15 protein-coding genes are annotated in these 19183 nt (G+C 70.4%); 1 reads left to right on the forward strand and 14 read right to left on the reverse strand.

Features of this window, described 5'->3' with window-relative positions; translation table 11 throughout:
• Positions 1-27: 27 nt before the first annotated feature.
• Positions 28-810, reverse strand: coding sequence for a TraR/DksA C4-type zinc finger protein (locus ACIQ6R_RS09560; RefSeq protein WP_404219982.1), 783 nt, complete (start codon positions 808-810; stop codon positions 28-30).
• 595 nt (positions 811-1405) lie between these two features.
• Between ACIQ6R_RS09560 and ileS the strand changes: the two genes are divergently transcribed.
• Complete coding sequence (gene ileS / locus ACIQ6R_RS09565) at positions 1406-4585, forward strand: isoleucine--tRNA ligase (protein WP_404219984.1); 3180 nt, start codon at positions 1406-1408, stop codon at positions 4583-4585.
• Positions 4586-4792: 207 nt separating this feature from the next.
• Here ileS and divIVA read toward each other — a convergent pair whose 3' ends face one another.
• The 13 genes from divIVA to ACIQ6R_RS09630 all read right to left on the reverse strand — a co-directional run bounded on the left by divIVA (position 4793) and on the right by ACIQ6R_RS09630 (position 18990).
• The gene (gene divIVA, locus ACIQ6R_RS09570) at positions 4793-5989 is read right to left on the reverse strand and encodes an apical growth/hyphal branching protein DivIVA (protein WP_404219986.1); all 1197 of its coding nucleotides are present in this window, start codon (positions 5987-5989) and stop codon (positions 4793-4795) included.
• A 55-nt stretch (positions 5990-6044) separates the two neighbouring features.
• Positions 6045-6329, reverse strand: a complete 285-nt coding sequence (locus tag ACIQ6R_RS09575) for a YggT family protein (RefSeq protein ID WP_003976737.1) — start codon at positions 6327-6329, stop codon at positions 6045-6047.
• 81 nt (positions 6330-6410) lie between these two features.
• Positions 6411-7052 (reverse strand): cell division protein SepF, encoded by a 642-nt coding sequence (locus ACIQ6R_RS09580; protein ID WP_310873812.1) that lies wholly within the window; start codon positions 7050-7052, stop codon positions 6411-6413.
• 129 nt (positions 7053-7181) lie between these two features.
• Entirely contained in the window at positions 7182-7901 is a 720-nt protein-coding gene (locus tag ACIQ6R_RS09585) for a YggS family pyridoxal phosphate-dependent enzyme (RefSeq protein ID WP_404219988.1), read from the reverse strand.
• 6 nt (positions 7902-7907) lie between these two features.
• A complete protein-coding gene (gene pgeF, locus ACIQ6R_RS09590) occupies positions 7908-8636 on the reverse strand; it encodes a peptidoglycan editing factor PgeF (RefSeq protein ID WP_404219990.1) in 729 nt (242 codons plus the stop codon).
• The gene (gene ftsZ / locus ACIQ6R_RS09595) at positions 8633-9841 is read right to left on the reverse strand and encodes a cell division protein FtsZ (RefSeq protein ID WP_404219992.1); all 1209 of its coding nucleotides are present in this window, start codon (positions 9839-9841) and stop codon (positions 8633-8635) included. The genes pgeF and ftsZ overlap by 4 nt, the downstream gene beginning before the upstream one ends.
• Positions 9842-10128: 287 nt before the next feature.
• Positions 10129-10923, reverse strand: a complete 795-nt coding sequence (ftsQ, locus tag ACIQ6R_RS09600; protein WP_404174281.1) for a cell division protein FtsQ — start codon at positions 10921-10923, stop codon at positions 10129-10131.
• Positions 10924-10945: 22 nt separating this feature from the next.
• Complete coding sequence (gene murG, locus ACIQ6R_RS09605) at positions 10946-12040, reverse strand: undecaprenyldiphospho-muramoylpentapeptide beta-N-acetylglucosaminyltransferase (protein WP_210958995.1); 1095 nt, start codon at positions 12038-12040, stop codon at positions 10946-10948.
• A 6-nt stretch (positions 12041-12046) separates the two neighbouring features.
• Positions 12047-13417: a putative lipid II flippase FtsW gene (ftsW, locus tag ACIQ6R_RS09610; RefSeq protein ID WP_404174284.1), complete on the reverse strand. Its 1371-nt coding sequence runs from the start codon at positions 13415-13417 to the stop codon at positions 12047-12049.
• A gap of 76 nt (positions 13418-13493) precedes the next feature.
• Positions 13494-14900, reverse strand: a complete 1407-nt coding sequence (gene murD / locus ACIQ6R_RS09615; RefSeq protein WP_404174287.1) for a UDP-N-acetylmuramoyl-L-alanine--D-glutamate ligase — start codon at positions 14898-14900, stop codon at positions 13494-13496.
• 11 nt (positions 14901-14911) lie between these two features.
• Positions 14912-16003, reverse strand: a complete 1092-nt coding sequence (gene mraY, locus ACIQ6R_RS09620) for a phospho-N-acetylmuramoyl-pentapeptide-transferase (protein WP_055417690.1) — start codon at positions 16001-16003, stop codon at positions 14912-14914.
• Positions 16003-17433 carry a UDP-N-acetylmuramoyl-tripeptide--D-alanyl-D-alanine ligase gene (gene murF, locus ACIQ6R_RS09625; RefSeq protein WP_404174290.1) on the reverse strand — a complete coding sequence of 477 codons (1431 nt, stop codon included), beginning with the start codon at positions 17431-17433 and terminating at the stop codon, positions 16003-16005. Before murF ends, mraY begins: the two co-directional genes overlap by 1 nt.
• Before the next feature lie 36 nt (positions 17434-17469).
• Positions 17470-18990 (reverse strand): UDP-N-acetylmuramoyl-L-alanyl-D-glutamate--2,6-diaminopimelate ligase, encoded by a 1521-nt coding sequence (locus ACIQ6R_RS09630; RefSeq protein WP_404175186.1) that lies wholly within the window; start codon positions 18988-18990, stop codon positions 17470-17472.
• Positions 18991-19183 lie beyond the last annotated feature (193 nt).

Here is a 19183-nt window from a genome sequence, read left to right on the forward strand (position 1 = left end):
CGGCACGCCTTACGTCCCGGTGACTGATCAGTACCGTCGCTCCTGCTTCTGCTTGCACTCGACGCACAGGGTGGCCCTCGGGAAGGCCTGCATGCGCGCCTTGCCGATGGGGTTGCCGCAGTTCTCGCACAGGCCGTAGGTGCCCGCGTCCAGGCGTTCCAGGGCGCGCTCGGTCTGGCTGAGCACCTCCCGCGCGGTGGCGGCCAGCGCCAGTTCGTGCTCGCGCGTGATGTTCTTGCTGCCGGTGTCCGCCTCGTCGTCGCCCGCGCCGTCCCCGGAGTCGCGCATCATGCCCTGCAGCGACCGCTCGGAGGAGTCGATCTCGGTGCGCAGCCGGTCGACCTCGGACTGCAGCTCCCCGCGGGCCTCCTCGACCTCTTCCGGGGTCCAGGGTTCCTCGCCCGGGCGTACCGCGAGGTCACCGGGGTCCGCGGCACCGCGGGCCTTGGGAACGGCGGTCTTGGCCGCCGTGGCCGTGCCAGGAGTCTTCTTCGCAACCACCGTCGTGGCTCCCGTCTGCTCCGCGGCCTCGGCCGCGCCCGCCTTCTTGGCCGTGCTCTTCTTCGCCGTGCTCTTCTCGGCCGTGCTCTTCTCGGCCGCGGTCTTCTCGGCCGCGGTCTTCTTCGCGGTGGTGCTCTTCGCCGCGGTCTTCTTCGCGGTGGTGCTCTTCTCTTCGGTGCTCTTCTCTTCGGTGCTCTTCTTCGCCGCACTCTTCTTCGCGGCGGTCTTCTTCGCGGCCGTCGTCTTCTTGGCAGCGGACTTCTTCGCAGCCGCCTCCGACTGCTGTACGGCGGTCTTCTTCGCCACCATGGCCGCGGCCCCTTCACATATTGTGATCTTGCGCGCGAATCGTGCTGGGACGATAAATCGACTTGGGCCCCGCGGCAACGGGGCACGCCGCCCGATTCGCCCGCCCACCGCGAGCCGCGCGGCGAGCATGCATGCGTTGTGCCCAGCTCCCCGCCCGGTAATCCGCCGGGCCGGAGCCCCGCCGGACGCGCCGGGGACCCGACGCCCGGCCGTGGCATTCGGGTCACGCCGGACCGTAAGGAGGCCTTACGACGCCCCCGCCCCACCCAACGCCGAAAACCGGTCGGCCGCTGTCCGCGCGGCGCCGTACACTGGGCGCAGCGAAAAGCGTGGATGGGGACGAGTAGCGACGTACGCAGCCCAGAGCGACCCGGGGACGGTGTGAGCCCGGGGGCGAGCGCGACGTGAAGATCACCCCGGAGCCGCCGGAAGAAAGCCGTGACCGGACGGTCACGGCGAGTAGAACCGGCTCGCGACCCCAATGAGGGGGCTCACCGGCGCACACGACGCACCGGGAAGCCAAGGAGGGTGGTACCGCGGGAGCACGGCTCTCGTCCCTCCGACGGAAGGCAGCACGTCCGCCGGAGGAAGCTCGTTGAATACGCAGCCGCAGTACCGCCAGGTGCCCGCCCAGGTCGACCTGCCCGCGCTCGAACACGCGGTGCTCGACTTCTGGCGTGAGCAGAAGATCTTCGCCAAGAGCCTGGAGCAGTCCGAGGGCCGCCCCGAATGGGTGTTCTACGAGGGCCCGCCCACCGCCAACGGCATGCCGGGCGCCCACCACATCGAGGCCCGCGTCTTCAAGGACGTCTTCCCCCGCTTCCGCACCATGCGTGGGTACCACGTGGGCCGCAAGGCCGGCTGGGACTGCCACGGCCTGCCGGTCGAGCTGGCGGTGGAGAAAGAGCTGGGCTTCTCCGGCAAGCAGGACATCGAGGCGTACGGCATCGCCGAGTTCAACGCCAAGTGCCGCGAGTCGGTGACCCGCCACACCGACGCCTTCGAAGAGCTCACGACCCGGATGGGCTACTGGGCCGACCTCCAGGACCCGTACCGCACGATGGACCCCGAGTACATCGAGTCCGTCTGGTGGTCGCTGAAGGAGATCTTCGACAAGGGCCTGCTGGTCCAGGACCACCGCGTCGCCCCCTGGTGCCCCCGCTGCGGCACCGGCCTGTCCGACCACGAGCTGGCGCAGGGCTACGAGACGGTCGTCGACCCGTCCGTCTTCGTGCGCTTCCCGCTGACCTCCGGCCCGCTGGCCGGCGAGGCCGCGCTGCTGATCTGGACGACCACGCCCTGGACCCTGGTCTCCAACACCGCGGTCGCCGCGCACCCCGAGGTCACGTACGTCGTCGCCACGAACGGCGAGGAGAAGCTCGTCGTCGCCGAGCCGCTGGTCGGCAAGGCCCTCGGCGAGGGCTGGGAGACCACCGGCCAGACCTTCACCGGCGCCGAGATGGAGCGCTGGACGTACCAGCGGCCGTTCGAGCTGGTGGAGTTCCCGAGCGTCAGCGAGGGAAGCGATGGACACAGCCCGGAACCGGCGCACTTCGTGGTCAACGCCGACTACGTCACCACCGAGGACGGCACCGGCCTCGTCCACCAGTCCCCCGCCTTCGGTGAGGACGACCTCAAGACCTGCCGCGCCTACGGCCTGCCGGTGGTCAACCCGGTCCGCCCCGACGGCACCTTCGAGGAGGACGTCCCGCTGGTCGGCGGCGTCTTCTTCAAGAAGGCCGACGAGAAGCTGACGGAGGACCTGGACACCCGGGGCCTGCTCTTCCGGCACACCCCGTACGAGCACAGCTACCCGCACTGCTGGCGCTGCCACACCGCGCTGCTGTACTACGCGCAGCCTTCCTGGTACATCCGCACCACGGCCGTCAAGGACCGTCTCCTCCAGGAGAACGAGAAGACCAACTGGTTCCCGGACTCGGTCAAGCACGGCCGGTACGGCGACTGGCTGCACAACAACATCGACTGGGCGCTCTCCCGCAACCGCTACTGGGGCACCCCGCTGCCGATCTGGCGCTGCGAGGACGACCACCTCACGGTCGCCGGCTCCCGCGCCGAGCTGACCGAGCTGACCGGCACCGACCAGTCCGCCCTGGACCCGCACCGCCCGTACATCGACGAGGTCACCTTCGCCTGCCCGCAGGACGGCTGCGGCAGGACGGCCACGCGTGTGCCGGAGGTCATCGACGCCTGGTACGACTCGGGTTCGATGCCGTTCGCGCAGTGGGGCTACCCGCACAAGAACAAGGAACTGTTCGAGAGCCGGTACCCGGCGCAGTTCATCAGCGAGGCCATCGACCAGACCCGCGGCTGGTTCTACACGCTGATGGCGGTCGGCACCCTGGTCTTCGACAAGTCGTCGTACGAGAACGTCGTCTGCCTCGGCCACATCCTCGCCGAGGACGGCCGCAAGATGTCCAAGCACCTGGGCAACACGCTGGACCCGGTCCCGCTGATGGACCGGCACGGCGCGGACGCCGTCCGGTGGTTCATGGCGGCCGGCGGCTCCCCGTGGGCGGCCCGGCGGGTCGGTCACGGCACCATCCAGGAGGTCGTGCGCAAGACGCTCCTCACGTACTGGAACACGGTCGCCTTCCAGGCCCTGTACGCCCGCACCACGGGCTGGGCCCCGAGCGAGGCCGACCCGGCGCCCGCCGACCGCCCGGTCCTGGACCGCTGGCTGCTCTCCGAGCTGCACGCGCTCACCGACCAGGTCACGCAGGCGCTGGACGCCTACGACACCCAGCGCGCCGGCAAGCTGCTCTCCGCGTTCGTCGACGACCTGTCCAACTGGTACGTACGCCGCTCCCGCCGCCGCTTCTGGCAGGGCGACAAGGCGGCGCTGCGCACACTGCACGAGGTCGTCGAGACGGTCACCAAGCTCATGGCCCCGCTGACCCCGTTCATCACCGAGCGGGTCTGGCAGGACCTGATCGTGCCGGTCACCCCGGGCGCCCCCGAGTCGGTGCACCTGTCCTCGTGGCCGGAGGCGGACCTGTCGGCGATCGACCCCGAGCTGTCGAAGCAGATGGTGCTGGTCCGCCGCCTGGTCGAACTGGGCCGTGCCACGCGCGCGGAGTCGGGCGTCAAGACCCGCCAGCCGCTGAAGCGCGCGCTGGTCGCGGTGGCGGGCTTCGACGCGGTCTCCCCCGACCTGCACTCGCAGATCACGGAGGAGCTGAACGTCGAGTCGCTCGCGTCGCTGAGCGAGGTCGGCGGCAGCCTGGTCGACACGACCGCGAAGGCCAACTTCCGTGCGCTCGGCAAGCGGTTCGGCAAGCGCGTCCAGGACGTCGCCAAGGCCGTCGCGAACGCGGACGCCGCGGCGCTCTCCCTCGCCCTGCGCGAGGGCACGGCGTCGGTGGAGGTCGACGGTGAGACGATCACCCTCGCTCCCGACGAGGTGATCATCACGGAGACGCCGCGCGAGGGCTGGTCCGTCGCCTCCGACTCGGGCGCGACGGTGGCGCTGGACCTGGAGATCACGGAGGAGCTGCGCCGCGCGGGCCTCGCCCGGGACGCGATCCGCCTGATCCAGGAGGCCCGCAAGAACAGCGGCCTGGACGTCGCCGACCGGATCGCGCTGCGCTGGACGGCCACGGACCCGGAGACCATCGCCGCCCTGACCGAGCACTCGGGTCTCATCGCCGACGAGGTCCTCGCCACGGACTTCGCCCAGGGCGAGGCGGACGACGCGTACGGGGAGCCGTTCACGGACGAGGGCCTGTCCCTGACGTTCCGGCTGCGCAAGCGGTAACCGACTGACGAAAGGCCCGGCCTCCGCAGGAGGCCGGGCCTTTCGTCACCCCGCAACACCGGGCCGCACAGCCCTCCCCTCGCCCACACCGACACCTCGCACCTGAAACCGCGCACAGCAAAAGGGCGGGCCCCGGGTCAGAAACCCGGGGCCCGCCCTGAACGCTGCCGACTGCTACGCCGTACTACCGGACGTCGGTCCTCCGACTCAGTTGTCGTCCTCGTCGATCAGGAACCCGCGCATCGGCGAGGGCGCCTGCCCCATCGGCGACGGACCCTGCGGCCGCACCGGAGCCATCGGCTGAGTCATAGCCGGCGACATCTGCTGCTGACCGCCGTAAGACGGGCCGTTCTGGCTCGGCCCGCTGCCCATCGACTGGTTGCCTCCGTACGACGGCGCACTCGCGCCGGCCGGAGCCATCGAGGGCGCCGGGGACGGCGGCAGGGAGGCCGTGGCGGGCGTACGCGGCGGGGCGAGCGAGTCGTCCGCCTGGGTCTCCAGCTGACGCAGCTGCGACTCCAGGTACGACTTCAGCCGCGTCCGGTACTCGCGCTCGAAGCCGCGCAGGTCCTCGACCTTGCGCTCCAGCGTGGCGCGTGCGGACTCCAGGGAGCCCATCGCGACGCGGTGCTTCTCCTGCGCGTCCCGCTCCAGGGCGTCGGCCTTGGCACGGGCGTCCCGCTCCAGACCCTCGGCACGCGAACGCGCCTCGCCGACGATCTTGTTGGCCTCGGAGCGAGCCTCGGCGATCGCCTGGTCGGCGGTCTGCTGGGCCAGCGAGAGGACACGGGCGGCGCTGTCGCCACCGGGGCCGCCCTGACCGGGCATGCCGGGGCCACCGGGACCCTGCGGGCCGCCCATGGGGCCACCCATCGGGCCGGGGCCCATCTGCCCCTGCATCGGACCGTGGCCACCCTGGCCCATCGGCCCAGGACCCTGGCCCATCTGGCCGGGACCCTGCGGACCGCCCTGACCGCCGGGGCCGGCGGGCAGCTGCGGGGCACCGCTAGGCAGCTGGGGCGGGCCACCCATGGGGCCACCCATCTGCTGCTGCGGCGGGCCCGATATGCCGGCGGGCACCGGAGCGCCGGGTCCTCGCATGCCCTGCTGCGGCATGCCCTGCTGCTGTGGCGGGTGCTGCTGGTGCTGGGGCGGCTGCTGATGCTGCGGGGGCTGCTGATCCTGCGGCGGTTCCGGAGGCTTGCGCATGTTCTGCTGGTTCTGCGCAGCCGCACGCGTCGCCGCGGCCAGCTTGGCGCGCAGGTCCTCGTTCTCGCGGAGCAGTCGGGTCAGTTCGGCTTCGACCTCATCGAGGAAGGCATCGACCTCGTCCTCGTCATAGCCTTCTCGGAGGCGGACGGTCGTGAACTGCTTGTTCCGCACGTCCTCGGGGGTCAACGGCATCTCTTCACCTCAACGTTGTCGTCGGCATTCGGCAAGCCCGTATTTCTCTCATCGCTCACAGCTGGCTCACGATCGAGATCAGGATGTAGACGATGATCATCAGTACGAAGAAGGACAGGTCGAGCGCCACGCCCCCGAGACGCAGCGGCGGAATGAACCGCCGCAGAAGCTTCAACGGTGGATCGGTGACAGTGTAGGTGGCCTCCAGAACGACCACCATCGCCTTGCCGGGTTGCCACGAGCGGGCGAACTGGAAGACGTAGTCCATGACCAACCGGAAGATGAGCACGATGAGGAAGCACATCAGCGCGATGTAGACGACATCCAGGACCACGCTCATGACCTGTGCTTCCCTCTCCCCTGAACCATCTTTCGGACCCGGTTTCGGATCCGTGTTCTTGCTCTGTACCGGTGGTGCGTCTCAGCTCTGGTTGAAGAACCCGCCCTCTGCGATACGGGCCTTGTCCTCCGCCGTGACATCGACGTTAGCAGGAGACAGCAGGAACACCTTCTGCGTCACCCGCTCGATACTGCCGTGAAGACCAAACACCAAACCGGCCGCAAAGTCGACAAGTCGCTTCGCGTCTGTGTCATCCATCTCAGTGAGATTCATGATCACCGGCGTGCCCTCACGGAAGTGTTCCCCGATGGTACGGGCCTCGTTGTAGGTCCGGGGGTGAAGCGTGGTGATCCGGTAGGGCTCTCGTTCGGACACGACCTTGGGCATGATGACCGGTGCGCTCTTTTCCAGGCTTGCGCGTTCTTGTGTGATGGATGCCACGGGTGCGATACGCGCCGGGCGACCCGATTCCGCCGCGAGCGAAGCGGCCCGGGGCACCGGCTCGCGCGGCGCGGGCGGCTGTACGACTCGTACCTCTTCGTCCCTTAGGGGCTGATGTGAACCGTGCGACTGGTGTGCCGGTTCGTGCCGCCGGTGGTCCCGCTCGGGCTCCGGGTCCAGTTCCGGTTCGAAGTCGTCATCGGGGTCGAACCCCCGGCCGTCGTACCCATCGTCCTCCACGAGGCCGAGGTAGACCGCCATCTTGCGCATCGCGCCGGCCATGCTCTGAGTCCTCCGCTCTGTGGTGGATCGGCTGACGACTGCCAAGTGCCTGCGATCCACGAGGTCGTTGCGTCCGCCTTTCGGCGGTAATGACCATATTTTCTGCTGTGGTCCGACTTCTTGGCGACGTTACCCGAGCCTGGGTCGGACTCCGAGTACCGCAGTACCGACGCGCACATGTGTCGCTCCGGCGGCCACGGCCTGTTCGAGGTCCGCACTCATCCCTGCGGAGACCATGTTCGCAGCCGGATGGGTTCGGCGCACGTAGGTCGACAAATCCATGAGGTGCTCGAACGCCGCCTCTTGGCGCCCCGCGTACTCGCCGGTGAGCGGGGCCACGGTCATCAGTCCGTCGAGCCGCAGCCCCTCGGACCGGGCGACCAGGTCGGCCAACTCTTCGATTCCCGCGGGCGAGACGCCACCGCGGTCACCGCGCGCGTTCTCCCCCGCGTCGAGCGCGACCTGGAGCAGGCAACCCACCTCGCGCCCGGCCCGCACGGCCTCCTTCGACAGAGCCGTGACGAGCCTGGCCCGGTCGACCGACTGCACGACATCCGCGTAACCGACCACGGACCGCACCTTGTTGGTCTGCAACTGGCCGACGAAATGCCATGAAAGCGGCAGATCCGAGCATGCGGCGGCCTTCGGTGCCGCGTCCTGGTCACGGTTCTCGGCGACATCGCGCACGCCGAGTTCGGAGAGAATCCGCACATCGTCGGCCGGGTAGGTCTTGGTGACCACGATGAGGGTCACCTCCTCGCGGCCGCGCCCTGCGGCCTCGCACGCCACGGCGATGCGCTCTTCCACTCTCGCCAGGTTGGCGGCGAGTTCCTGCTTACGGTCCGTCATGCCCCATCAGTCCAGCCAGACGTAGCCCGCGAGCCGCCCGGTGGTGCGGTCGCGTCGGTACGAGAAGTGGTCCTTCGACTCCCGGGTGCACACCGGCGACCGCGCCCGGTCGTGCACCCCGAGGCGTTCGAGCTGCGCGTGCACGCCGGCGCCCACGTCGACCGCCGGTGTGCCCCAGCTCGTCACGGCGTACGCCGCCGGTTCGACGGCGGCCACCTCGGCTCGCATCTCCTCGGGCATCTCGTAGCACCGGCCGCACACGGCGGGTCCGGTGCGGGCCACGATCCGTGCGGGGTCCGCGCCGAGTTCGGTCATGGCCCGTACGGTGGCGGGGACCACCCCGGCGACCAGGCCGGGCCGGCCCGCGTGGGCCGCGGCGGCGACGCCGACGACCGGGTCGGCGAGCAGGACGGGCACGCAGTCGGCGGTGAGGACGGCGAGGGCGAGGCCGCGTTCGGCGGTGACGACCGCGTCGACCCGCGGGGCCGGGCGGTCGCCCCAGGGGGCGTCGACCACGGCGACGTCGGCCCCGTGCACCTGGTTCATCCAGACCACCCGGGCCGGGTCGACGCCCAGCGACTTGGCCGCCAGCTCCCGGTTGGCCGTCACGGCGCCGGAGTCGTCGCCGACCGCGCCGCCGAGGTTGAGCTCCTCGTACGGAACGGCGCTCACTCCGCCCCACCGGTCGGTGAAGCCGAAGTGCGCGCCGTTCACGGTGTCGCGCTGTCCTATCACTTCAGGAAGTCCGGCACGTCCAGTTCCTCGGCCGCGCTGTCCGAGTAGGTCCTCGACGGCGGGACCGGCGGCGGGGAGACCGGCGGCAGGTCGCTCACCGGCTCCGGCGCGGGCGTCGGCTCCGGCTCCTCCTTCGGCTTGACGCTGCCGAGGGAACCGAAGGACGGACGGCTCTCGGTCTGCCGTGCCGGGGCGGGCTCCTCCCGCTTGCCCGAGGAAGAGGCACCGAGGACGTTGTCCCGCTGCTTGGACGGCGGCTGGCCCCCGTCGAAGCCGGCCGCGATCACGGTGACCCGGACCTCGTCGCCCAGGGCGTCGTCGATGACCGCGCCGAAGATGATGTTGGCCTCGGGGTGGGCGGCCTCGCTGACCAGCTGGGCGGCCTCGTTGATCTCGAACAGGCCGAGGTCGGAGCCGCCGGAGATGGAGAGCAGCACGCCCCGGGCGCCGTCGATGGACGCCTCCAGCAACGGCGAGGAGATCGCCATCTCGGCGGCGGCCACCGCGCGGTCGTCGCCGCGGGCCGAACCGATGCCCATGAGGGCCGAACCGGCCTCGGACATGACCGACTTCACGTCGGCGAAGTCGAGGTTGATCAGGCCGGGCGTGGTGATGAGGTCGGTGATGCCCTGCACACCGGACAGCAGCACCTGGTCCGCGGACTTGAACGCGTCGAGCACGCTGACCTGGCGGTCCGAGATGGACAGCAGTCGGTCGTTGGGGATGACGATGAGGGTGTCGACCTCTTCGCGGAGCTCCGCGATACCGTCCTCGGCCTGGTTGGCCCGGCGCCGTCCCTCGAAGGTGAACGGGCGGGTGACCACGCCGATGGTGAGGGCGCCGAGCGAGCGGGCGATGTTGGCCACGACGGGCGCGCCGCCGGTGCCGGTGCCGCCGCCTTCTCCGGCTGTCACGAAGACCATGTCGGCCCCCTTGAGGACCTCCTCGATCTCCTCGCGGTGGTCCTCGGCGGCCTTGCGGCCGACGGCCGGGTTGGCTCCGGCGCCGAGTCCGCGGGTGAGTTCGCGGCCGACGTCGAGCTTGACGTCGGCGTCGCTCATCAACAGAGCTTGCGCGTCGGTGTTGATGGCGATGAACTCGACGCCCTTGAGACCGACCTCGATCATCCGGTTGATGGCATTGACACCACCGCCGCCGACACCGATGACTTTGATGACTGCGAGGTAGTTCTGCGGTGCTGCCACGTCGAAGGCCTCTCGCCTCGAGTTACGTGTCGTCGGATCGCCGAAGCACTGCTGCCCCGCGACCCGGCGACTGATGCCGAATGGGACGGTCCGTAGCGCCGACCCGAACCCTAACGCTGAAGTTTAGGGTTACCAGTGTGTCTGTTCCTTGAAGTCTTCTGAACAGGACACTAAGTCGACAAGTGGCGCACGTTCAACGAACACGCCGAACCTCCCGTTTTTCTTTTCACCCTATGTGATCAGCCGTAGCGCTGCCCAACCAGGGTGCTGGCCTGCACATATACCCGTCAACTCCTCGATGACGCGGGGGCGGTGGGGACACTCACGTCGAAGTGCCGCGCATCGGGCGCCGCTTTCATCAGCGCGGTGAGCGCACGGGCTTTCCGCACCCCCTGCTCACCGCTCCCCCACGCCACGGTGCGCTCGCCGCTCAACCGCAGCGAGATGTCGTCGTAGGAACGGACCTTGACGGACCGTGTGTCCCGGGCGACCGCGTCCGGCAGGCGACCGGCCACCCGCACCGCCTCCCGCACCAGGCGGTCCTCGTCGAAGCGGCGCAGACTCGCCGCGGCGGAGCCGGATCGGGCGGGCGCCAATTCCAGCTCGGGAACGCCTTTCGGCGCCCGGGAAACCGTAGCGAAACGGACGCCTTCATCGTCCACTTCCACGAACTTTCGGCCCTTTTGCACAATCAGAACCGGAGTGCGCTCAGTCACTTTCAGCTCGATTCCGCGCGGCCAGGAACGCTCCACACCGACCTCGTCGATACGGGGCAATTCCCGGCGCAGCCGCGCCTCGACCGCCTCGGTGTCCACGGAGACCAACGGGTCCCCGACGGGCACGTCAGCGGCTTCGCGCACCTGAGCGGGCGTCAGCACACGGGTACCGGAGACCGACACGCGTTCCACCCGCGTCCAGCTCGAACCGTAGAGGAGCCAGACGGTCCCGCCCGTGAGAAGCACGAGAGCGACGACCAGAATGATGATCGTACGAAGGCGGGGCGGGCCGAACCGGCGCGCGCGGGGCGGGCCGGACGACTCCTGCTGGCGTTCCCCGCGCTCGGCGGTGGTCGGTCCGGCCACGCTCCCTGCCTTCCGTCGGTGTCTAGCGGTGCGCGCGGGCGGCGATCGCCTCGTACACCATGCCGACGAGGAGGTCGTCGGCGTCCCGGCGGCCGAACTCGGCGGCGGCGCGGGACATCTCGTACAGCCGGTGCGGGTCGGCGAGCACGGGAAGGACGTTGTGCTGCAGCCACTCGGGCGTCAGTTCCGCGTCGTCGACCAGCAGTCCGCCGCCGGCCTTGACCACCGGCTGCGCGTTGAGCCGCTGTTCGCCGTTGCCGATGGGCAGCGGGACGTAGGCGGCCGGGAGCCCGACGGCGGAGAGTTCGGCGACGGTCATCGCGCCCGCGCGGCAGAGCATCATGTCGGCCGCCGCGTACGCGAGGTCCATCCGGTCCAGATAACTTACCGGGATGTACGGGGGCATCCCCGGCATCTGGTGGACCTGCGGCAGTTCGTTCTTGGGTCCGACCGCGTGCAGGATCTGGATGCCGGCCTGCTGGAGCCAGGGCGCGACCTGCTGGACCACCTCGTTGAGGCGGCGGGCGCCCTGCGAGCCGCCGGTGACCAGCAGCGTGGGCAGGTTGGGGTCGAGCCCGAACATCGCGCGGGCCTCGGGGCGGGCGGCGGCCCGGTCCAGGGTGGCGATGGAGCGGCGCAGCGGGATGCCGATGTAGCGGGAGTTGCGCAACTTGCTGTCGGGGGTGGAGACGGCGACCTGCGCGGCGTACCGCGAGCCGATCTTGTTGGCCAGGCCGGGGCGGGCGTTGGCCTCGTGGACGACGATCGGCACGCCGAGCCGCTTGGCCGCGAGGTAGGCGGGCAGGGCGACGTAGCCGCCGAAGCCGGCCACGGCGTCCGCCTTGGTGCGCTCCAGGATCTGCTCGGCCGCCTTGATGGTGCCGCGCAGCCGCCCCGGCACGGTGATCAGCTCGGGGGTGGGCTTGCGCGGCAGCGGTACGGCCGGGATCAGCGCCAGTTCGTACCCGCGCTCGGGTACGAGGCGGGTCTCGAGGCCGCGTTCCGTGCCCAGGGCCGTGATCCCCACAGTCGGATCCTGCCTGCGCAGGGCGTCCGCGAGGGCGAGCGCGGGCTCGATGTGGCCCGCGGTTCCTCCGCCGGCGAGTACGACATGCACCGAAATTCACCGCTCTCCGGACGAACGCGCCGCCGAGGCGCGCCGTCGCATCGTGTTCCAACTCCGTGGGCTCCGCTTGGACCCGGTGCCCCCGGTTCCCCGCTTTCTACCAAAGCGAGGTTGCCGCAGCGCGAGTGCCGCCCGCGCACCGGGCTCGTCGCGGGCGAAGGCGATGAGCAGACCGATGGCGAACATGGTCGGCAACAGGGCGGAACCCCCGTAGGAGAACAGCGGGAGGGGGACACCGGCGATCGGCAGCAGCCCGAGGACCGCACCGATGTTGATCACGGCCTGGGCCGTGATCCAGGTGGTCACGCCTCCCGCGGCATACCTCACGAAGGGGTCCTCCGTGCGTCCGGCCACGCGGATACCCGCATAGCCTAGAGCCGCGAAGAGGGCGAGCACTGACAGCGTCCCCGCCAAGCCCAGTTCCTCACCGGTGACGGCGAAGATGAAGTCGGTGTGCGCTTCCGGGAGTTGGCCCCATTTCTCCACACTGGCACCGAGCCCGGAACCGAACAGTCCGCCCGAGGCCAGGGCGTAGATGCCGTGCACCGCCTGCCAGCAGGAGTCGCCGGGGCCCGGGTCGGTGGCGCCGATGCAGTTCAGCCGGGCCATGCGGTTGGGGCTGGTCTTGATGAGGATGAAGCCGAGCAGCACGGCGATCGACAGCACGCCCGCGAACAGCCGCGTGGGCGCGCCCGCCAGCCACAACAGGCCGAACAGGATCGCCGTCAGGATGATCGCCGTACCCATGTCGCCGCCGAGCATGATGAGCCCGAGCAGCATGAAGGCGGCCGGCGCCAGGGGCACCAGCATGTGCTTCCACTGGGTCAGCAGCCTCTTGTCCTGCTTGCGGGCCAGCAGGTCCGCGCCCCACAGCACCAGGGCCAGCTTGCCGAACTCGCTGGGCTGGATCTGGAACGAGCCGCCCAGCGCGATCCAGTTCTGGTTGCCGTTGACCGCCATCCCTATCCCCGGCACCTGCACCAGGATCATCAGGAACACGGCACCGGCGAGGATCGGGTAGGCCAGTGCCCGGTGCAGCTTCACCGGCATCTTCATGGCGGCCACCAGCAGCCCGGCGCCGATCAGCGCCGCGAGGGCCTGCTTGCGGAAGAAGTACGAGCCGGGCAGCGACAGCTGGAGCGCGGTGATCTGGGAGGCCGAGTAGACCATCACCAGGCCGAGCACGGTGATCAGCGCGCTGCCGCCGAAGATCAGGTAGTAGGCGGTCAGCGGCCGGTCCCAGGCGCGGCGCAGACGCAGATACAGGCGGAGCACGGGGTTCTCGTGCGGCGGCCGGGGTGCGGAGGGTCGCTTGGCGGCCCGCTGCACGGGCGGGCGCCCGGTACGGCTCTGGGGACTACCGGGCATCGCTGCCTCCGCTGTACGTCGGCATGGACCGTCCCACGCGTCCTCCCGAGGTCGCCCGGCGCAGGAGGCGGCCGGGTCAGGCGCCGAGTTCGCGAACGGCCTCCGCGAACGCGTCACCGCGCTTGTTGTAGTTGGTGAACATGTCCATGGAGGCACAGGCCGGGGCCAGCAGCACCGTGTCGCCGGGCCGGGCGAGCCGCTGGGCCTCCTGGACGGCCTGGAGCATCGCACCAGTGTCGGTCCGGTCCAGGTCGACCACGGGTACTTCGGGGGCGTGTCGCGCCAGGGCTTCGCGGATCAGGGCGCGGTCGGCGCCGATCAGGACGGCACCGCGCAGGCGCTTCGCCGCTCCGGCGACCAGTTCGTCGAAGGTCGCCCCCTTGGCCAGCCCGCCGGCGATCCAGACGATCGACTCGTACGCCGCCAAGGACGCCTCGGCGGCGTGGGTGTTGGTGGCCTTGGAGTCGTCCACGTACGCCACGCCGTCGACGTCGGCCACGTGCGCGATGCGGTGGGCGTCCGGCGTGAAGGCCCGCAGCCCGTCCCGTACGGCCGCGGCGGGGACGCCGAAGGCACGGGCGAGGGCGGCGGCGGCAAGGGCGTTGGCGACGTTGTGCGGGGCCGACGGGTTGACGTCGGAGACCTCGGCGAGTTCCTGGGCGTTCTTCTGCCGGTCCTCGACGAAGGCGCGGTCGACCAGGATGCCCTCCACGACGCCGAGTTGACCCGGTGCCGGAGTGCCCAGGGTGAAGCCGATCGCCCGGCAGCCCTCCTCGACGTCCGCCTCGCGGACCAGGTCCTCGGTGGCCTTGTCGGCGACGTTGTAGACGCAGGCGACGCGATCGCCCTCGTAGATACGGCCCTTGTCGGCGGCGTAGGCCTCCATGGAACCGTGCCAGTCGAGGTGGTCGGGGGCGAGGTTGAGCACGGCGGCCGAGTGGGCGCGCAGGGACGGCGCCCAGTGGAGCTGGTAGCTGGACAGCTCCACGGCCAGGACGTCGTACCGCTCTTCGCCGGTGACCGCGTCCAGCAGGGAGACGCCGATGTTGCCGACGGCGGCGGTGCGCAGGCCGGCGGCCTTCAGGATCGACGCCAGCATCTGGACGGTGGTGGTCTTGCCGTTGGTGCCGGTGACCGCGAGCCAGGGCGCGGAGTCGGGGCGGCGCAGGCGCCAGGCCAGTTCGACGTCGCCCCAGATCGGGACGCCGGCCTGGCGGGCCGCGGTGAACAGCGGCTTGTCCGGCTTCCAGCCCGGCGCGGTGACGATCAGCTCGGTGCCCTCGGGCAGGGTCGCCCCGTCGCCGAGGCGCACGGTGACACCGAGCGCCTCCAGCTCGGCCGCCTGCGCCCGCGCGCGCTCGTCGTCGCCGTCGTTGACGACGGTGACGCGCGCGCCGAGGCCGTGCAGGACCTTGGCCGCCGGGACGCCGGAGACGCCGAGTCCGGCGACGGTGACGTGCTTGCCCTGGAATGCGAAAGGCACCGAGGAGGAGGTCACTTGTCCGCTGCCCATCCCGCGTAGAAGAGGCCCAGTCCGACGATCACACAGATGCCCTGGATGATCCAGAAACGGACCACGACAAGGACCTCGGACCAGCCTTTGAGTTCGAAGTGGTGCTGGAGTGGCGCCATCCGGAAGACCCGCTTGCCGGTGAGGCGGAAGGAGCCGACCTGGATGACCACCGACATGGTGATCAGGACGAACAGGCCGCCGAGGATCGCCATCAGCAGTTCGGTGCGCGAGCAGATCGCCAGACCCGCGAGCACGCCGCCGAGCGCGAGCGAACCGGTGTCGCCCATGAAGATCTTGGCCGGCGAGGTGTTCCACCACAGGAAGCCGAGGCAGGCGCCCATCAGTGCGGACGCGACCACCGCGAGGTCGAGGGGGTCTCGCACCTCGTAGCAGGCGCCCGGGTTGGTCAGGGTGAGCGCGTTGGCGCAGGACTCCTGGAACTGCCAGACGCCGATGAAGGTGTAGGCGCCGAAGACCAGGACGGAGGCGCCGGTGGCCAGACCGTCCAGACCGTCGGTCAGGTTCACGCCGTTCGACATCGCGAGGATCATGAACAGCGCCCAGATGACGAACAGCACCGGGCCGATCGACCAGCCGAAGTCGGTGATGAACGACAGTTTCGTGGACGCCGGGGTGTTGCCCCGGTTGTCCGCGAACTGGAGTGAGAGCACGGCGAAGCCGATGCCGACGATCAGCTGGCCGGCCATCTTCGCCTTGGCTCTGAGGCCCAGCGAACGCCGCTTGACGATCTTGATGTAGTCGTCGAGGAAGCCGACCAGGCCCATGCCCACCATCAGGCCGAGCACCAGCAGGCCCGAGAAGGTCGGCCCCGCGTCCGTCTTCGGGTCCAGGTAACTGGTGATCACCTTGGCCAGGAAGTAGGCGGCGACCGTGGCGAAGATGAAGGCGATACCGCCCATGGTCGGCGTACCGCGCTTGCTGGCGTGCTCGCGCGGGCCGTCGTCGCGGATGTACTGGCCGTAGCCCTTGCGGGCCAGGAGCTTGATCAGCAGCGGGGTGCCGACCAGCGTCAGGAAGAGGCCAATGACTCCCGCGAACAGGATCTGCTTCATCATCGGGCGGCAACCTCACCCTCGGCGCCGGTCTCGAGCAGCGCCGTCGCGACGCTCTCCAGCCCCACCGAACGGGACGCCTTCACGAGCACGACGTCCCCCGGGCGCAACTCGCTGCGCAACAGGTCGACCGCCGCCTGTGCGTCGGACACGTGCACCGACTCCTCACCCCACGAACCCTCGTTATATGCGCCCAGTTGCAGCCATCGGGCTTCCCTGCCCCCGACCGCGACGAGCTTGCTGACGTTGAGCCGGACGGCGAGCCGCCCGACCGCGTCGTGCTCGGCGAGCGCCTCGTCCCCGAGCTCGGCCATCTTGCCGAGCACCGCCCACGTACGGCCCCCCTTCGCCCGTGAGGCCTCGCCGATGGCAACGAGCGCACGCAGCGCGGCCTTCATGGACTCGGGGTTCGCGTTGTAGGCGTCGTTGACGACCGTCACGCCGTCCGGGCGCTCGGTGACCTCCATCCGCCAGCGGGAGAGGGAGCCCGCCTCGGAGAGCGCGGTGGCGATCTCGTCTGCGGACATGCCCAACTCGTGGGCGACGGCGGCCGCGGCGAGCGCGTTCGACACGTGGTGCTCACCGTACAGGCGCATGGTCACATCGCTTGCACCGGAGGGTGTGTGAAGCCTGAAGGAAGGCTGTCCGGTGTCCGTGAGTCGCACGTTCTCGGCGGACACGTCCGCTTCGTCGGACTCTCCGAAAAGGATCACCTTCGCCTTCGTTCGGGACGCCATGGCCCGTACGAGCGGGTCGTCCGCGTTGAGGATCGCGGTGCCGCCCTCCTCGGCCGGCGGCAGCGCCTCGACGAGTTCGCCCTTGGCCTGGGCGATCTGCTCCCGGCCGCCGAACTCGCCGATGTGCGCGGAGCCGACGTTGAGGACGAGGCCGATCTTCGGCGGGGTCAGCTCGCAGAGGTAGCGGATGTGGCCGATGCCGCGGGCGCCCATCTCCAGCACGAGGAACCTGGTCTCCCCGGTGGCGGTGAGCGCGGTGAGCGGCAGTCCGACCTCGTTGTTCATGGAACCGGGCGTGAACACCGTGGGCGCCTTGCGGCGCAGCACCTGGGCGATGAGGTCCTTGGTGCTGGTCTTGCCGGCGGACCCGGTGAGGGCCACGAGGGTGGTGCCGAGGCGCCGTACGACATGGCGGGCGAGGGCGCCGAGGGCCGCCTGGACGTCGTCCACGACGATCGCGGGCACGCCGACGGGGCGGGAGCCGAGCACGGCCGCCGCACCCGCCTCGACGACCGCCTGCGCGAAGTCGTGGCCGTCCACCCGCTCGCCCACGAAGGCGACGAAGAGGCTGCCGGGCCCCGCTTCCCGCGAGTCCCGGACGACCGGTCCGGTGACCTGCGCGGACGCGTCCGGTATGTCGTGCATCCGCCCGCCGACGACTTCTGCGATCTCGGCGAGAGAGAGGGTGATCACAAGTTCGTCCCCTGGATCAGCTGGATCATCGGGATGTCATCCCTGGGTCTTCTGGATGGCTTCGCGCAGCACCTGGCGGTCGTCGAAGGGACGGACCACCCCGGCGATGTCCTGGCCCTGCTCGTGCCCCTTGCCCGCCACCAGCACGGTGTCGCCGGGCTCGGCCCGGGCGACGGCGGCGGCGATCGCGGCGGCCCGGTCCTCGAAGACCTGGACCTCGCCGCGCTCGTGCGCGGGCACGGACGCCGCGCCCTGGAGCATGGTGGCGAGGATCGCGAGGGGGTCCTCGGAGCGGGGGTTGTCGGAGGTCAGTACGGCGGTGTCGGCGAACCGGGCCACGGCCGCGCCCATCGGCTCCCGCTTGGTGGTGTCCCGGTCGCCACCGCAGCCGAGCACGGCGTGCAGCTTGCCCTCGGTGACCTTGCGGAGCGCCCTGAGGACGGACTCGACCGCGTCGGTCTTGTGGGCGTAGTCGACCACCGCGAAGTAGGGCTGGCCCTCGTCCACGCGCTCCAGGCGGCCCGGCACCCCCGGCACCGCGGCGACGCCGTCGGCGGCGGACTGCGGGTCGAGGCCGGCGGCGGCGAGGGCGACGATCGCGGCGAGGGTGTTCGCCACGTTGAACGGGCCGGCCAGCGGCGACTTGGCGGCGATCCGCTCGCCCTTGGGTCCGAGCACGGTGAACGTCGAGTCCAGCGGGCCGACCTCGACCCCGTCGGCGCGCCAGTCCGCGTCGGGGTGGCCCTCGGCGGAGTAGGTGACGACCGGGACGGTGGCCTCGTTCGCGAGGCGGCGCCCGTACTCGTCGTCGACGTTGACGACGCCGAGTCTGCTGCGCTCCGGGGTGAACAGCTGCGCCTTCGCCTGGAAGTAGTCCTCCATGCCGGAGTGGAACTCCATGTGCTCCGGGCTGAGGTTGGTGAAGACCGCGATGTCGAAGACGCAGGCGTCGACCCGGCCGAGCACCAGGGCGTGGCTGGAGACCTCCATGGCGACCGCGTCGGTGCCGCGCTCGCGCATCACCGCGAACAGCGCCTGGAGGTCGGTGGCCTCGGGCGTGGTGCGCTCGGACTTGATGCGCTCGTCACCGATCCGCATCTCGACCGTGCCGATGAGCCCGGTGGACTTCGCCGTGCGCAGGCCGCCCTCGACGAGGTAGGCCGTGGTGGTCTTGCCGGAGGTGCCGGTGATGCCGATCTGGAGGAGATCGCGGCCGGGGTGGCCGTAGATCGTGGCCGCCAGTTCGCCCATCCGCGCGCGCGGGTCGTCGACGACGAGCGCCGGCAGCCCGGTGGCGGCGGCGCGCTCCGCACCGGCCGGGTCGGTCAGTACGGCGGCGGCGCCCAGGCCGGCGGCCTGGGTGGCGAAATCGGCGCCGTGCAGACGGGCTCCGGGCAGGGCGGCGTACAGGTCACCGGGGCGGACGGCGCGCGAGTCATGGGTGATGCCCGTGACTCCGGCGGAGCTGTCCGGCGCGGTGATACCCAGCTGGTCGGCGAGTTCCGCGAGGGGTGTGGCGGAGAGCTGGGCCGGCCGGGGCGGTCCCGGGTAGGTCACGGGGTGGCCCTTCTGGGTGGTTTGGGACTGATCAGCGTGTGGCACGGCGGTGAGCGTACCGGCAGTACCGGCCTCCGGGCCAAAGAGGGCTCCGCGCGCAGCGCGGTCCGGCACGGGTGGTGGTGGGAGACGGGTGGGCGAGGTGCGGGGGCTGCCCTGGTTCCCGGGATCGGGGGTGATCGTTGTCACGGGT

It is taken from the genome of Streptomyces sp. NPDC096048, assembly GCF_044763415.1.
Lineage (GTDB): Bacteria > Actinomycetota > Actinomycetes > Streptomycetales > Streptomycetaceae > Streptomyces.

Coding starts and splice junctions, on each gene's coding strand:
- ACIQ6R_RS09560 (WP_404219982.1), bottom strand. CDS start 810: ATGGTGGCGAAGAAGACCGCCGTACAGCAGTCGGAGGCGGCTGCGAAG.
- divIVA (WP_404219986.1), bottom strand. CDS start 5,989: ATGCCGTTGACCCCCGAGGACGTGCGGAACAAGCAGTTCACGACCGTC.
- ACIQ6R_RS09575 (WP_003976737.1), bottom strand. CDS start 6,329: ATGAGCGTGGTCCTGGATGTCGTCTACATCGCGCTGATGTGCTTCCTC.
- ACIQ6R_RS09580 (WP_310873812.1), bottom strand. CDS start 7,052: ATGGCCGGCGCGATGCGCAAGATGGCGGTCTACCTCGGCCTCGTGGAG.
- ACIQ6R_RS09585 (WP_404219988.1), bottom strand. CDS start 7,901: ATGACGGACCGTAAGCAGGAACTCGCCGCCAACCTGGCGAGAGTGGAA.
- ftsW (WP_404174284.1), bottom strand. CDS start 13,417: ATGCCCGGTAGTCCCCAGAGCCGTACCGGGCGCCCGCCCGTGCAGCGG.
- mraY (WP_055417690.1), bottom strand. CDS start 16,003: ATGAAGCAGATCCTGTTCGCGGGAGTCATTGGCCTCTTCCTGACGCTG.